Source organism: Salinivibrio sp. PR919 (assembly GCF_001995355.1).
Taxonomy (GTDB): domain Bacteria; phylum Pseudomonadota; class Gammaproteobacteria; order Enterobacterales; family Vibrionaceae; genus Salinivibrio; species Salinivibrio proteolyticus.
The window spans coordinates 56,218-71,246 of sequence record NZ_MUFL01000002.1; the positions used below are offsets into that span (position 1 = coordinate 56,218).

The 15,029-nt window shown below is 50.9% G+C and carries 15 protein-coding genes and 1 tRNA gene; 13 read left to right on the top strand and 3 right to left on the bottom strand.

The window, feature by feature from the left end; all coding sequences use genetic code 11:
* Window positions 1-2 precede the first annotated feature (2 nt).
* Window positions 3-2,456: an ATP-dependent helicase HrpB gene (gene hrpB / locus BZG83_RS00655; RefSeq protein ID WP_077478974.1), complete on the bottom strand. Its 2,454-nt coding sequence runs from the start codon at window positions 2,454-2,456 to the stop codon at window positions 3-5.
* Window positions 2,457-2,521: 65 nt separating this feature from the next.
* Here hrpB and thpR point away from each other — a divergent pair, with 65 nt between their 5' ends.
* The 8 genes from thpR to panC all read left to right on the top strand — a co-directional run bounded on the left by thpR (window position 2,522) and on the right by panC (window position 9,114).
* Complete coding sequence (gene thpR / locus BZG83_RS00660) at window positions 2,522-3,079, top strand: RNA 2',3'-cyclic phosphodiesterase (protein ID WP_077478975.1); 558 nt, start codon at window positions 2,522-2,524, stop codon at window positions 3,077-3,079.
* A gap of 2 nt (window positions 3,080-3,081) precedes the next feature.
* On the top strand, window positions 3,082-3,804 hold the full coding sequence (sfsA, locus tag BZG83_RS00665) for a DNA/RNA nuclease SfsA (protein WP_077478976.1): 723 nt from the start codon (window positions 3,082-3,084) through the stop codon (window positions 3,802-3,804).
* Window positions 3,805-3,928: 124 nt separating this feature from the next.
* Window positions 3,929-4,378 (top strand): RNA polymerase-binding protein DksA, encoded by a 450-nt coding sequence (gene dksA, locus BZG83_RS00670; RefSeq protein WP_069586438.1) that lies wholly within the window; start codon window positions 3,929-3,931, stop codon window positions 4,376-4,378.
* Between the two features lie 166 nt (window positions 4,379-4,544).
* Window positions 4,545-5,429 (top strand): tRNA glutamyl-Q(34) synthetase GluQRS, encoded by an 885-nt coding sequence (gene gluQRS, locus BZG83_RS00675; RefSeq protein ID WP_077478977.1) that lies wholly within the window; start codon window positions 4,545-4,547, stop codon window positions 5,427-5,429.
* A 79-nt stretch (window positions 5,430-5,508) separates the two neighbouring features.
* Window positions 5,509-6,891, top strand: coding sequence for a polynucleotide adenylyltransferase PcnB (pcnB, locus tag BZG83_RS00680; protein WP_077455324.1), 1,383 nt, complete (start codon window positions 5,509-5,511; stop codon window positions 6,889-6,891).
* Complete coding sequence (gene folK / locus BZG83_RS00685) at window positions 6,888-7,379, top strand: 2-amino-4-hydroxy-6-hydroxymethyldihydropteridine diphosphokinase (RefSeq protein WP_069588415.1); 492 nt, start codon at window positions 6,888-6,890, stop codon at window positions 7,377-7,379. The genes pcnB and folK overlap by 4 nt, the downstream gene beginning before the upstream one ends.
* Before the next feature lie 35 nt (window positions 7,380-7,414).
* On the top strand, window positions 7,415-8,209 hold the full coding sequence (gene panB, locus BZG83_RS00690) for a 3-methyl-2-oxobutanoate hydroxymethyltransferase (RefSeq protein WP_077478978.1): 795 nt from the start codon (window positions 7,415-7,417) through the stop codon (window positions 8,207-8,209).
* Window positions 8,210-8,220: 11 nt separating this feature from the next.
* Entirely contained in the window at window positions 8,221-9,114 is an 894-nt protein-coding gene (gene panC / locus BZG83_RS00695) for a pantoate--beta-alanine ligase (RefSeq protein WP_077478979.1), read from the top strand.
* Here the strand turns inward: panC and BZG83_RS00700 are convergent.
* A complete protein-coding gene (locus BZG83_RS00700; RefSeq protein WP_077478980.1) occupies window positions 9,111-10,373 on the bottom strand; it encodes an HD-GYP domain-containing protein in 1,263 nt (420 codons plus the stop codon). The genes panC and BZG83_RS00700 overlap by 4 nt on opposite strands.
* 427 nt (window positions 10,374-10,800) lie before the next feature.
* Window positions 10,801-10,876 (bottom strand) — tRNA-Phe (locus BZG83_RS00705).
* Between the two features lie 368 nt (window positions 10,877-11,244).
* On the opposite strand from BZG83_RS00705, the gene BZG83_RS00710 reads away from it, so the two are divergent.
* From BZG83_RS00710 to BZG83_RS00730, 5 genes are read left to right on the top strand one after another with little or no spacing between them, the layout of a single operon-like run.
* On the top strand, window positions 11,245-11,502 hold the full coding sequence (locus BZG83_RS00710) for an STAS domain-containing protein (protein ID WP_077478981.1): 258 nt from the start codon (window positions 11,245-11,247) through the stop codon (window positions 11,500-11,502).
* Between the two features lie 21 nt (window positions 11,503-11,523).
* Window positions 11,524-11,883, top strand: a complete 360-nt coding sequence (locus BZG83_RS00715; protein ID WP_069588426.1) for a response regulator — start codon at window positions 11,524-11,526, stop codon at window positions 11,881-11,883.
* A 21-nt stretch (window positions 11,884-11,904) separates the two neighbouring features.
* Window positions 11,905-14,037 (top strand): chemotaxis protein CheA, encoded by a 2,133-nt coding sequence (locus BZG83_RS00720; RefSeq protein ID WP_077478982.1) that lies wholly within the window; start codon window positions 11,905-11,907, stop codon window positions 14,035-14,037.
* Window positions 14,038-14,046: 9 nt separating this feature from the next.
* Window positions 14,047-14,544 carry a chemotaxis protein CheW gene (locus BZG83_RS00725; protein WP_077478983.1) on the top strand — a complete coding sequence of 166 codons (498 nt, stop codon included), beginning with the start codon at window positions 14,047-14,049 and terminating at the stop codon, window positions 14,542-14,544.
* An 11-nt stretch (window positions 14,545-14,555) separates the two neighbouring features.
* The gene (locus tag BZG83_RS00730; protein ID WP_077478984.1) at window positions 14,556-15,026 is read left to right on the top strand and encodes a chemotaxis protein CheW; all 471 of its coding nucleotides are present in this window, start codon (window positions 14,556-14,558) and stop codon (window positions 15,024-15,026) included.
* The last annotated feature ends 3 nt before the right edge of the window (window positions 15,027-15,029 follow it).

A 15,029-nucleotide genomic window follows, 5' to 3' on the forward strand; every position in this document is an offset into this window, starting at 1 on the left:
GGTTAACTCTGGTTAAAATGGCGTTTCGTTTTGCGTGTGGGCACATGATTGGCTGGGTCATCCGGCCAAAGGTGTTTAGGGTAGCGTCCCTTCATTTCTTTTTGCACCTCTTTATAGGCCCCTTGCCAAAAGCCCGCTAAGTCTTGGGTTATTTGTAACGGTCGCCCGGCAGGGGACAAGAGTTCTAGCTGGACCGCTACCTTACCATTGGCAAGCGTCGGTGTTTGCGCTTGTCCGTACATCTCTTGCATCTTCACCGCCAAAACCGGTGCCTTGTTAGGCTCGTAGCGTRATCGATAGCGAGAGCCAGTCGGCACCGTTAGGTGAGTGGGTAGGGCGGCGTTAAGCTGTTGCGTCGTCTCATACCCAAACCAAGCTTCGAGTACTGGTTTTAGATCTAACTGTTTAAGTGCTTGCCAACGCGATAGGCCGTGCATAAACGGCGCAAGCCATGTATCGAGGGTGTTAAGCAAGTCCGCATCGCTTAAAGGCGGTAACCTAATGTCGAGTCCCCACGCCTGTGCGCAGCGCGCCCGTGTGAGTAAGGACTGACTTTCTGGCTGCCAATTCAATGCCTGAAGGCCTTTTTGACGAACCGCATCAAGTAACCCTTGCACTTTCTGCTCCGCGGTAAGCGTATCAAGCGGTTGGCGGCTAAACACCAGCTCTCCCAAACACTGCTGTTTTTCTGCACGTAGCGTGCCACGCTGTTCATCCCACGCGATCACTTCTCGGTGTGTAAACAGATCGGGACGAGCCTCACTCAAGGTCGTCAGGGATAACGCAATGGCGCAGTAGGCCCGGCTATCGCTACGCTCACTGGCCATTACATCACAGATCACCAGCGTGTCGGCATGGCTCAGGGGATCCTGGCTGTCGAGTGTGACGCCGTGACCATTTGCCATCACAAAGCGCCCCGATTGCCCACGTGATTGCGCAATGCGATCGGGCCAAACGAAAGCGGCCAATAACGGCAATGCCTGCTCATCGAGTGTATGGGTCAAACGGATGCCAAGTACGTGAGCCAGCGACTTGGCCCGTGACTGGTGCTCTCGCGATGACATCGCGGCGCGCACCTGATCGATAAGCGATAATGATCCGTTTCCTCTGACCGGTTTATCCACCCAAGCGGCTAACCAGCAAGCGGTCGATTGCACTGATGTGGCGGCCGTTTCCACGCGTGCGAGCATTGCTGCAGCGCGAGGTTGGGCGGCCAATTGGCTAGCCCGTTGCCCGAGCGCGGTGAATGTCTGTCGTGTATCCGTCAGGCCTAATTGTGTCAGTCTTTGGCAGGCAGCTTGCCAATGTTTCGCGGGGGGCGCGTCAAGYCAGTGTAAATCTTGGACGTCACAGCCCCATTGGATCACATTCAGGGCCAAGTCGGTTAAGTCTTCACGCAGAATCGGTGCATCAGGGGCCGCAGGCAGGCGCTGGAATTGCTCCTCACTATAAAGACGTAAGCAATGTCCCTCGCTGAGTCGTCCGGCCCGTCCAGCACGCTGAACTGCAGAGCTGCGCGCAATATGCCGAGTGACGAGCTTATCGATACCCGTCTGCGCGTGGTGGGTCACCAAACGCTCAAGACCCGAATCAATGACCAGCTGGACYCCATCAATCGTCAAACTGGTTTCTGCAATATTGGTAGTCAGTACCAACTTTCTCCTTCCCTTGGGTGCAGGTGCGATAGCCGCTTGCTGCGCTGAAAAGTCGAGGCTACCGTGAAGCAGATGTAAATCCATGTCGTCGGGGAGCGTGTTTTGTAGCGCTTGATGGACGCGGCGTATTGCCTGCATCCCGGGCAAAAACATCAGTGCCGAGCCTGAGTGTTGTCGGATAAAGTCGAGACTAGCGCGTGCCACCGCACTTTCCCACTGGTCACGGCGAGCGATTGGCTGATAGTGATAGTGAATTGGAAAGCTGCGCCCTTCGGTAGCGAGTACCAATGCGTCAGGCAGACATTGACATAAGGCGTGATTGTCTAAGGTCGCTGACATCACAATTAAACGTAAGTCTTCGCGCAGGCCCGCTTGGCTGTCGAGACTTAGGGCCAGCGCTAGATCGGCGTATAAACTGCGCTCGTGAAACTCATCGAATAGGATCAGGCTTACGTCTTCTAGCATTGGGTCTTGTTGCAGTAAGCGCGTCAGGACACCTTCGGTAACTACTTCTAAGCGGGTGTTGGCACTGACTTGTGTGTGGCCACGCATTCTCAGCCCCACGGTTTGTCCAACTGCTTCATTTAACTGTTGCGCTAAAAAAGCAGCGATGTTTCGCGCAGCTAAACGTCTTGGTTCAAGGAGTAGGATTTTGCCGGTTAAGGCGGTGCGTTCGAGCAGTGCGAGTGGCAGGCGCGTTGACTTACCGGCGCCCGGTGGCGCCGATAAAATGATTTGTGGGTACTGGCGCAAGCCGTCAATTAACGGCGGAATCACGGCATCAATCGGAAGCTGAGACAAGCGTTTGCCCTTTGTGTCAGAATCAAAGCGGTTATTTTAACGAACCAGACGCAAAAGGAGACCCCATGCGAGTATTTTTCGCGCTGGGCTTGAATGAGAGCGTGAACCTTGCTGCCAGAGAGGCGCTGGCTGACTATAAAAATCAGCTATCGGGGGAAGGGCGCGCCGTGCCTGACGCCAACTTGCACCTCACGCTAGCGTTTTTAGGGGACGTGCCGGAGGCGGTGTTACCAGCGTTGTGTGAAGAGGCCAACGTTATTCGTCTCTCCTCATTCTCCCTGACATTATCACAATTAGCCATCTGGTCAGGGCCAAACATCGCTTGTGCCACCGTCGCGACGCCGTCCGCTATGTTGTGCGATCTGGCCCATCGCTTAAGCCAGTTAGCAGCTTGGCCAGCACAGCGTGATAGTCATGCGTTTACTCCTCACATCACTTTACGTCGAGGGGTTAAAACCGTTCAAGGTTTGGACGGACCGGCGCTACCACCGCTAACATTTACTTGCCAACGCTTTGGTCTCTACGCTTCGCCTTCTCATCAAGCCACACATGGCCAGCGTGATAGTGAGGGGAGAGCCTTATACCAATGCTTACACGCGTTTGATCTTACTAGCAGGAATTGAGCATGCAGTTTTCTCCACCACTCCAGTCGGCCACCTTAGTGCGCCGTTATAAACGCTTTTTAACCGATGTCACGCTGGCCAATGGCGACACCTTGACGATGCATTGTGCCAATACAGGCGCTATGACGGGGTGTGCAACTCCCGGCGATACCGTGTGGTATTCCACGTCGGACAATGCAAAGCGTAAATATCCGCATAGCTGGGAGCTCAATTATACTCAGCAAGGTCACTGGATTTGTGTCAATACGGCCCGCGCCAACACCTTAGTGGTTGAGGCGATTGAGGCTGGGCGTATTCCTGAACTAGCCGGCTATGCACAATTACAGACAGAAGTACGCTATGGCAGCGAAAACAGTCGCATAGACCTTCTATTACGTGACGATGACAAAACGGACTGCTATATAGAAGTAAAGAGTGTCACCCTATTAGAGGAGGACGGCTGGGGAGCCTTCCCAGATGCGGTGTCAACCCGAGGGCAAAAGCATCTGCGTGAACTGATTTCAATGGTCGAACAAGGCCATCGTGCCGTATTACTGTTTGCTGTTTTGCATTCAGGGATTGAAAAAGTCACCGGTGCCCCCCATATCGACGCGGACTATAATCAGTTATTAAATGACGCGGTGGCGGCGGGTGTGGAAGTAATTTGTTACCAAGCTGAGTTGTCGCCAAGTGAGCTAATACTGGTTAATTCCGTACCTTTTGTTGCGAATACAGCAAAAGTGTAGACATGTTCACACTGGGCGTAGCAGGGCGTAAATCAAAGATTGCCACCCTATAGGCTTTCTGATATAGATAGCGCCCTCATTTGACTGACACGGGTCATGTCAAGGTGTTTTTAGGAGAAGCTGAATGCCAGAAAGCAAAGAAAAGAAATCGCTGGGCATCCTGGCCATTGCCGGATTAGAGCCATACCAGGAGAAGCCTGGTGAGGAATATATGGGCGAGCCACAGCTCGAGCATTTCCGTAAAATCCTCAACGCGTGGCGTAATCAGCTCAGGGAAGAAGTCGATCGTACGGTTAACCATATGAAAGACGAAGCGGCAAACTTTCCCGATCCTGTTGACCGAGCGGCGCAGGAAGAGGAGTTCAGTTTGGAGCTGCGTAACCGCGATCGTGAGCGCAAGTTGATCAAAAAAATCGACAAAACCCTACAACGCATTGAAGACGATGACTTCGGTTTTTGTGACTCGTGCGGTGTGGAAATCGGTATTCGTCGCCTTGAAGCGCGTCCGACCGCCGAGCTATGTATCGACTGCAAAACGCTTGCTGAGCTTAAAGAAAAGCAAATGGCGGGCTAATTGCCCCGACAGCCAATGCAGTGAATTGGCGGTATACTCAATTGGATAAAAGGGAGCTTCGGCTCCCTTTTTGTGTCTTGGTATGCTTGTGTTCAGGCTATATCCCCGTACAATTTGCGCTATTCCTTGTTGCCACCAGGCTTATGCCCTTGATTGCCCGCTTATCATGACCTCGCACACGCACTATATTGGCCGCTTTGCGCCTTCACCGTCCGGTCCTTTGCATTTTGGCTCTTTGGTCGCGGCATTAGGCTCCTACTTAGATGCACGCGCTCACGATGGACAATGGCTGGTGAGAATCGAAGATATTGATCCGCCGCGAGAGGTTGCAGGGGCGGCGAGTGATATTTTGCAAACACTCGAAGCCTATGGACTGCATTGGGATGGTGCGGTGCGGTATCAAAGTGATCACTTGCTTGATTACCAAGCGCAGATTGATGCGTGGTTAGCCTCGGGCGAGGCGTACTATTGCACGTGCACACGTAAACAAATTAAAGCGGCAGGTGGGATCTATTTAGGGACATGCCGAGAAAAGCATCAGGGGCCAGAGCAAGCGGCGGTACGCTTGAAAAGTCCGGCTGCGATTCTCGCTTTTGAGGATCGGCTTCACGGTACGCTAGACATGGATGCGGCACTTGCCAGTGAAGACTTTATTATCAAACGGCGTGATGGTCTGTATGCCTATAATCTCGCGGTGGTCTTGGATGATATTGACCAAGGCATTACTGATGTGGTGCGCGGCGCGGATTTAATTATGCCCACAGGGCGTCACATTGCCTTGTATCAAAAGCTGGGTAAGGTGGCACCACGCTATCTACACTTGCCCTTGGCAGTCAATGCCGATGGGAACAAGTTATCTAAGCAGAATCATGCTCCCGCGATTAATCGCGCCGACCCAATGCCAGCGTTACTCGCCGCATTAGCGTTTTTGGGAATGCCATTTTCTCCAGATTGGCGCTCGGCGAAACCGGGAGAATTATTGGCAGAAGCGGTAAAAAGATGGTCAATAGCCACCCTGCCACGGGAAACAGAGGTAAAGACAGCATTCTAAAATTTCCCACCCTGATATATTATATGCCGCTGTTTCATGGCCCGAACTGTAAATGACGAGGTGAGCTATCTTTAATCGAGTGACCAGCTTTTGCCGTAAGGTTCTKAATCGTGATAATAAATCACGAGCAATAGAGGATCTTAAGTTGGAAGTTATCCCCCGCAAAGCACATGGCATTTCGCGAAAAGGTATCAGCGAAAATGCGCTGAAAGTGCTCTATCGCCTGCATAAAGCGGGCTATGAGGCGTATCTCGTCGGTGGCGGTGTGCGTGATTTACTCTTGGGGCGTGACCCCAAAGACTTTGATATCGCCACCAATGCCACGCCAGATGAAGTGCGTAAGCTATTCCGAAACTGCCGCCTTGTCGGACGGCGATTTCGTCTTGCCCATATTCTGTTCGGCCGCGATGTGATTGAAGTGGCGACCTTTCGAGGTCATCACACTGATCCAAAGAAAAGTAAGCACACGGCGCGTTCAGAAGACGGCATGCTGCTAAGAGACAATGTCTATGGCAGCATTGATGAAGATGCACAACGTCGCGATTTCACCGTTAACGCGCTGTATTACAACATCGCTGATTTTTCGATTCGTGATTACGCCGGTGGTGTGGACGACCTGAACAATCGAATTATTCGTTTGATTGGTGATCCTGAAACGCGCTATCGCGAAGATCCGGTGCGGATGTTGCGAGCGGTACGCTTTGCCGTCAAGCTCGATATGACCATCAATCCAGCTACCGCAGCACCGATTGAAACCTTGGCCCCGTTGCTACAAGAAATCCCGTCGGCGCGCATGTTTGAAGAAAGTCTGAAACTGCTACAAGCAGGTCAAGGCTTGGCAACCTATAAAATGTTGCGAGAGTATCATCTCTTCGAACAGCTTTTCCCTGCGGTTGCGGCGCACTTTACCGAAGAGCACACCAGTCAAACCGAACAAATGCTTGAGCAGGTCTTAAGCTCCACGGATAAACGGATCGCCAACAGTCAACGGATTAACCCGGCCTTTTTGTTTGCGGCCATGCTTTGGTATCCCGTGGTAACACGTGCTGAGGAGATGACTTTCGAAAGTGGCTTGAGTTATTACGATGCCTTTATGGTGGCCGCTAACGACATCCTTGACGAGCAAGTGAAAACTGTGGCGATTCCGCGACGTTTCACGGCAATGGTACGAGAAATCTGGCAACTGCAAATGCGCATGACGCGTCGCACAGGGGCTCGCGCCTTTAAATTGCTTGACGAATCCAAATTCCGTGCGGCATTTGATTTGTTAGAAATGCGTGGTGCGGTTGAAGGTGGAGATACCGAGGTGCTAGGTGCATGGTGGCGTGATTTCCAACGTGCCGACCAAGGTGGCCGACAGAAAATGGTCCGCGCCATTAATAAAGTCAGTAACACTCGTAAGCCTCGCCGTCGTAAGCAAGCGCCACGACGACGTAAACCACAATCGAATTCATCGTCATGAATCGTGTGTATATCGCCATTGGTAGTAACTTGGGGAACCCGATAGAAAAGGCGAACCAAGCGATTGCTGCCTTAAAGCAATTGCCGCAAAGTCAGTTTGTTGCGGCATCTCCGCTTTACACGAGTAAACCTATGGGGCCAGCGGATCAGCCGGATTATATTAACGCGGTGATTGCGCTGGACACCCACCTTGACCCTTTGACACTATTGGATGCAACGCAAGCGATTGAGCTTGATTATGGCAGGGAACGCAAAGCAGAACGCTGGGGGCCAAGAACCTTGGACCTCGACATTTTGCTCTATGGCAATCGCGTCATCGATCATCCGCGACTGACGGTGCCACACTACGGCATGAAAGTGCGCGAATTCGTGCTTTATCCACTTGCCGACATAGCCCCCGACTTGTGCTTGCCCGACGGCAGCACCCTCGCCGCGAGCCTGACGCGCGTCGATCGTAATGGTTTAACCCGTATTAGCGATCACGCTTAATCGGTGGGCCCCAGTTTCAGGCTTTGGGAGACATAATGAAAAAAATCACAATCACTGATCTGATGACATGGAAGCAGCAGGGCCAAAAGTTTGCATCACTGACGGCTTATGATGCGAGTTTTGCCCAATTGTTCGAGCAACAGGAAGTGCCTGTTTTACTTGTAGGCGATTCGCTTGGAATGGTTCTACAAGGAAAGAGCGATACCTTATCGGTGTCGGTTGAAGAACTGGCTTATCACACCCGTTGCGTACGTGCGGGTAGCCCAAATAGCTTGCTGATGGCAGATATGCCATTTATGAGCTGTGCCACACCGGAGCAAGCTTGCGCCAATGCTGCTGAGCTGATCAAAGCTGGCGCCAATATGGTAAAAATTGAAGGCGGATCATGGCTGGTGGATGCGGTGAAAATGCTGACCGAGCGCGCCGTACCGGTTTGTGCGCACTTGGGTCTCACCCCGCAATCGGTCAATATTTTTGGTGGCTTTAAAGTACAAGGCCGTGATGAAGATAAAGCCGAGCAAATGGTCGCTGATGCGGTCGCGCTAGAAAAAGCCGGCGCGCAGATCATCTTGCTGGAATGCGTTCCCGCCTCACTGGCCAAGCGTATTACTGACACCGTGTCAGTCCCCGTGATCGGGATTGGCGCGGGCGGTGACACCGATGGTCAAATTTTGGTCATGCATGATATGCTCGGTGTCTCTGCCAATTACATGCCTAAATTCTCAAAAAACTATTTGGCGGAAACTGGCGACGCGCGTGAAGCGGTGGCTAAGTACGTCAAAGAAGTAGCAAGCGGCGAGTTTCCGGGTCCCGCACATACGTTTAAATAGAGAGGCCGAGTATGCAGGTGATTTCTGAGGTTGCGCCGCTGCGCGATCAGATTAGCCAGTGGCGAAAAGCCGATAAACGCATTGCGTTTGTACCCACAATGGGTAACTTACACCAAGGGCATTTAACGCTGGTGCGTAAGGCGCGTGAGCTTGGTGAAGTGGTAGCGGTAAGCATCTTTGTGAACCCGATGCAGTTTGACCGAGCAGACGATCTGGCTAATTATCCACGCACCTTGGAAGACGATTTAGCCCAATTACGCGAAGAGGGCGTCGATCTTGTCTTCACCCCGAGTGCTGAGGTGCTTTATCCGCAAGGGCTTGATACGCACACCACGGTGGACGTCCCTGGGCTCTCTACTATGTTAGAAGGCGCATCGCGCCCCGGACATTTTCGTGGGGTGGCGACCGTCGTCACTAAGCTCTTTAACTTAGTACAGCCCAGTGTGGCGTGCTTTGGCGAGAAAGACTTCCAGCAACTTGCTGTGATCCGAAAAATGGTCACAGATATGGCGATGCCGATTGAGATTGTCGGTGTGCCGACCGTGCGTGAGAGTGATGGTCTGGCGATGAGTTCTCGCAATAACAACCTGACTGTCGATGAGCGTCAGCGTGCGCCTGTGCTCGCGAAAACGATGCGTTGGATGAGTGCACAAATGCGTAATGGCCGTCGTGATTTGGACGATCTGATTGAAGATGCGCACGATCAACTCCGTGCCGCTGGCCTGCAACCGGATGAGTTTTATATCCGTGATGCGTCAACCCTTGGCCAAGTCACAGAAGACAGTCGTCAAGCCGTTATCTTAGTGGCGGCTTACTTGGGACAAACCCGTTTGATTGACAATCTGGTGGTTGAATTACAGCGTGCTGCGGACAAGATAGAAAAAGTCGAGTCGGCCAGTCACTAGCCATCCCCATCCATAAAGTAGGAAATCCGTGTTCTCGGTTTCAAATAATCTTTAATTTCCTGCGGTAACTTAGAGATAGGCACGGCGGTGTCTATCTCTAGATCGCTCTCTCGCATATCAATAATGGTCGCTTGATCTGCTGGAATTTCTGGGTCGTAGAGCATGACGTTGGGTTTCAGTAGAGCACTACTATTGACCGAYATGATCATTCCCGTTTCACCACTTGAAAGCCTCACCACGGTACCAGGTGGATACACGCCCATCATTTTGACAAACAGCGCCAGTAATCGCGGGTTGAACTTGTCTTTGTTGTCTTTAAAAAGATGAGATAGGGCGGCAAATGGCATGCGTGCCGGCGCACCAAATTGGGGGCGGCATAACCGGTCGTAAAAGTTCATCATGCTGACGATTTGCGCCATCTCGTCGATTTTATCCCCTTGAAGACCCTCAGGAAAACCACTGCCATCGGCGTACTCATGGTGCTGGGTAAGGATCTTCTCCACGTTCGGCGTACACTCATCCATCTCGGTAATCAGCTCCGAGCCGTAAGCAACATGCAAGCGATAGTAATTCATCTCCGGTTCAGTTAGGCGCTCTTTTTTACGAATAATCGCCGACGGAACTTTTTTGGTCCCAATATCGTGAAGAACGGCGCCGGTTAAAAGCGTGCGGATTTTATCATTGTCGTAACCATGGCTTCTGGCGAGCATTAGGGCCAGTACAGCCACATTCAAAGAGTGCGCATACATATCTTCCGCAAGTGATGGATCGTCCATTAAATGCAAGGTGACATTCGCTTCGCTGCCAACAACCATCAGGCTATCCACCAGCATGCGCACATCCTCATTGGCGGCTTGGGGGCGCTGTGACACCTTCATGTTGATAGCGCGAAGCTGTGCCATGGAACGTTGGTAGTGTTGCTGTACTTTCTGAATACGGGCGCGAAAACGGCGTTGCTCTTCTATCCGCTTCTGCTTTTCTTGCTCCATGGCTTCTTTTTCACGGTGGATAGCGTTGGGATCCACCTCGTCAGGATTTTCCGTTTTCTCAGCAAGCGCAGGCAGAGGCGTCGAAATGCTTTTATCTGGGTAGTAATACACGAAACTAATCGGGAGCGAGCGAATCACCTTGGCTTGTGCATCGCTCTCAATTTGAAAACGATTCAGCATAAAAGGGTGATCACGCCACTTCAGTGGGAGTTTTATGTACAAACCGGCTTGTAGCCGTTCGGTCGAAAGCTTAATGCTACCTGCTGCCATGCTCACTCTAGGAGATTTGCGCCTGTTCGGTCCGTGAATGAATGTGGTGTTACGCCATACTACCAGTACTGTATGCGGTTTAATGTAGGGTGCTACACAGACTATTGATATCTCTGATATCCCCACTCAATCATGTTGCCACTGATGTATTACAAAGATAGCCGACTTTAATTGATTCGGCGGGCGTTTTCCTTAGCTAGATAGGAAAACCCACATGAAGTGAGATGGGCAGACGATAAATGTGAGTGTGGATATAGCGAGATAAAAATAGATACAAAAATCCCCACTCATGAGAGCAGGGATCTTTTCGAAAGATGGTGCCCGGAGGCGGAATCCATTACGGCCTGTAAGGTGCGGCCTGCAAGGTCACCGACACGGTGTCGGCATAAAAAATCCCCACTTGTGAGAGCAGGGATTCTCATAAACATGGTGCCCGGAGGCGGAATCGAACCACCGACACGGGGATTTTCAATCCCCTGCTCTACCGACTGAGCTATCCGGGCTAAGGAGCGCTATTTAATAGTATTAACTGCATAATGTCAAAGTAAATTTCAGCTCAAACGCCTAACAAACAATATTCGTTGCAGATTACACCCTGTTTTGTACGAAGTGTGAGCATTCTCGCTAATTTCAAATCCAGCATACGCAATGCGTTTGTTCATACGCCTTTCTTTCGTTGCCCCATCCAGTGTTTAAGTGACTGTATTTTTTGTCTTGCATGCCCAGCTTTCTTTCTTGTGGTGGCTATATTTATGAACATTATCTTTGTATTTGTGTGGCTAAAAAACCGTCATTTAGCCGATAGTTGCTACACTTATAAAGCGAAACAGAAAACATATGTTTTTAAACAAATAGTTAGAGCGGCCTTGTGATGGATATTACCCTTGGAGAGTCATTGGATATCACCCAGATTCAATCAATTAAAGAAGAAATCGCAAACAAAATCGGCGACGAAAACCAGTGCACGCTAGACGCGGGAAGCGTCAATCGGATTGATGGGGCAGGCTTGCAGTTATTACTTTGCTTGGTCCGGACCCAAGAGCAACTGCAATGGCAAAACGTGTCTGAAAGTCTTTATGGCGCGGCGCAAACCGCAGGCATGGTCGAGCTACTAAAGCTCAATCGTTAAACATGGATATGGGGTAAGAGGATGGCAAATATACTTGCAGCAGATGATTCAGTATCCATTCGGCAAATGGTGAGTCATACCTTGAAAGAAGCCGGTTACCAAGTTGAAACGGCAAACGATGGCGCAGACGCATTGCGTAAAGCGAAAACCAAAAAATTCGACCTCATTATTTCAGACGTCAATATGCCAGTGATGGATGGGTTGGAGTTTGTGCGACAAGTGCGGGGCGTGCCGCAGTACAAATTCACCCCCATCTTGATGCTGACCACCGAAACATCAGCAGAGAAAAAGTCGGCCGGTAAAGCTGCCGGAGCGACGGGCTGGATCGTTAAGCCGTTTAATCCAGACACCTTACTGAAAACACTACAGCGCGTGTTGTAAGGCGCATCGACGGAGGGTTCTATGGCCATGGACATGGACCAGCTACGGCGTATTTTTTATGAAGAATGCCGCGAGAATCTGGAAGTGCTGGAGCGAGAGCTATTGGCTCTCGACCCTGAAACCACTGACCTAGAATCAATTAACACCATATTCCGCGCTGCCCACTCGATTAAAGGGGGGGCTGCGACATTTAATCTCGATGATATCAGTCATTTCACCCATGACATGGAAACGCTGCTTGATGAAGCGCGTGAAGGGAAGCGGCAGTTAGATAGTCACACTATTGATGTGCTGTTGCGTGGCGGGGACTGCATTATGTCTATGTTGGAGTCGTATGAAAACGACACTGACTATGACAGCTCTGAACGTGATGCGGTGACCGAAGCGTTAAACGCCATCATGGGAAATGAGGCCGCAGCGCCCTCCGAAGCGCAAGCACCTGACGTCGCTGATGTCCCGGCTGTCTCGGTAGCGGGCGAGTGGCTGGTTGGTTTTGAGCCTCACCCAGACATGTTGTTTTCCGGTAATGATCCGGTGCGTATTCTTCGAGAGCTCGAAGCACTGCCCGGCGGGGCGGATATTGAGTGTGACCCTTCTGCACTGCCTGATTTTAACGAACTCGATCCCGAGCAATTGTTCTTAAAATGGCAAGTGCGCGTTGATGGGCATGTTCCCCGTGAAGATATCGAAGCGATTTTTGATTGGGTCGAAGATGAGTGTGAGCTGAGTATTACGCGCAATGAGGAAGCATCGACAGGATCCGTTTCTTCGGCTACTACTTCGGCTTCTGAAAGCATAGTGGCTTCTGAAAACATAGCGGCTTCTGACAACGCGCCTGTGGTATCAGCGCAACCTGCTGAGGAACAAACATCGGACAAGGCTCAGACAGCCAGCAAATCCAGTAGCAAAAAAACGGCGCCCAAACCTGCTGCGAAAAGTGATGCTAGCGTTTCCTCCATTCGTGTTGAGATCGACAAAGTCGATAACCTGATCAATTTGGTCGGCGAATTAGTGATCACACAATCTATGCTGGCTGAACTCAGTAGTAACTTTTCTCCAGAAAAACTCGAGCAACTCCAGTCAGGCCTCGAGCAGTTGATGCAAAACACCAAAGAGCTACAAGAGAGTGTGCTCGATATTCGCATGTTGCCGATCAGTTTTGCCTTTAACCGTTTCCCTCGTTTGATTCGCGACCTGTCATCACAGTTGGGTAAGCGTGTAGAGCTCATGATTGAAGGGGAAAGCACTGAGCTGGATAAAACGGTTTTAGAGCGTATCTCCGATCCGCTGGTGCACTTGGTGAGAAATGCGGTCGACCATGGCTTGGAATCCCCCGAAGAGCGAAAAGAAAAAGGCAAACCTGAAGTCGGGCTAGTGCACTTGAATGCCTATCACCAAGGCGGTTCTATTGTGATTGAAGTCAGCGATGATGGTGCCGGACTTAACAAAGAAAAAATCTGGCAAAAAGCGCTGGATAAGGGCCTCATCTCAGATGACTTACCGATTGATGAATTGACGGACACGCAAGTGTTCAATCTTGTCTTTGCACCGGGCTTTTCAACCGCTGATCAGGTATCAGACGTATCAGGGCGCGGTGTGGGGATGGACGTCGTGCGCCGTAATATCGAGCAGTTAGGCGGGAATATCGATGTGCACTCAGCACCCGAAAAAGGCAGCACATTCAAAATCAGTTTGCCATTAACGCTGGCGATATTGGACGGACAACTCGTCAAGGTGGCGGGCCAAGTTTATGTGGTGCCACTTATCTCGATTATCGAATCCATTCAAATTGATAGCCAACAAATTAAAACCGCGTCTGGCGTACAGCTCTATCGTTTGCGAGAAGAAAATATTCCCATTTTGCGTTTAAAAGAAGAGTTTGATTTAGGGCACTGCGGTGAGGATCTCGATAAGCAATTGCTTTGCTTGGTTGAAGCGGGCGATAAGAAAGTCGGGTTGTTGCTCGATGAGCTGCTGGGTCAGCAGCAAGTCGTGATCAAAAGCTTAGAGTCTAATTATACCCGCGTGGCAGGTATTTCCGGTGCCACCATTTTGGGTGACGGCTCGGTATCACTCATCCTCGATATCCAAGGGCTTATTACGCAATTCTTGTCGCGCGTCAGTGACGCGAGCGGTCATATCGCCGCGGCATAAGGAGAGGCCATGCAGAACTTGATGCAGTCAGAAGACGTGGTGGACATTGACGATCGCGTCGATCGATTACAAGGCAGCGATTACCTGAGCTTCGACTTAGCGGGGGAGCTTTATGGCGTGGATATCCAAACCGTCGAAGAGATCCGAGTTTGGGAGCCACCGACACTGTTGCCGCGCTCACCGGCGTTCATTCTTGGCGTGATCAACCTGCGCGGCATGATAGTGCCTGTCATGGACCTACGTGTGCGATTCAACACCAAAAAAGCGGACTACCATCGTGAAACGGTCGTGCTGATTTTGCGCGCCAGTGAGGCCGCTAACCACAAGGTCATGGGCGTTGTGGTGGATGCGGTATCTGATGTGGTGGATCAAGGCGAAGGGCAGATTATGCCCCCCATCGGTGATTCTAAAGTGATTGCCTACGTAAGTGGCCTACTCAATGTCGATCAGCGGGTGATGTCATTGGTCAATGTTGATGAACTGCTGCGTATCGAGCACTGGATATAGGTGAAATAAATATGGAGCAATCACGAGAGTATTTGAGTTTTTTATTGGAAGACGAAGAGTACGGCGTGCACATTTTGGATGTGAAAGAGGTTCGCGGTTGGTCGCAAGTGCGACGCATTCCTAATTCGTTGCCACACATGTTAGGCGTGCTGGAGTTACGAGGAGAATACATCCCCATCATGGACATTCGCCAGTGTTTTGGTATGCCGCCTGCCACGCTTACCTCTATGAGCGTGATTATCATCGTCAGAGACAAGCAAGGTATCTCATTGGGCATCGTGGTCGATGCTGTGGCCGAGGTACATAACTTGAGTAAAGAGCATATTAAAGCCCCGCCTGGGCTACATCGACGCGAAGAGTGGTACATGGAAGGGATCGCCTCGGTGAATGATAGGCATGTGGTTCTGATTAATTTAGAGCAGTTATTCGATTTTGATCAGTTACAGCAAACAGCACAACCCGAGATCGCGAACGAGGACTAGAAT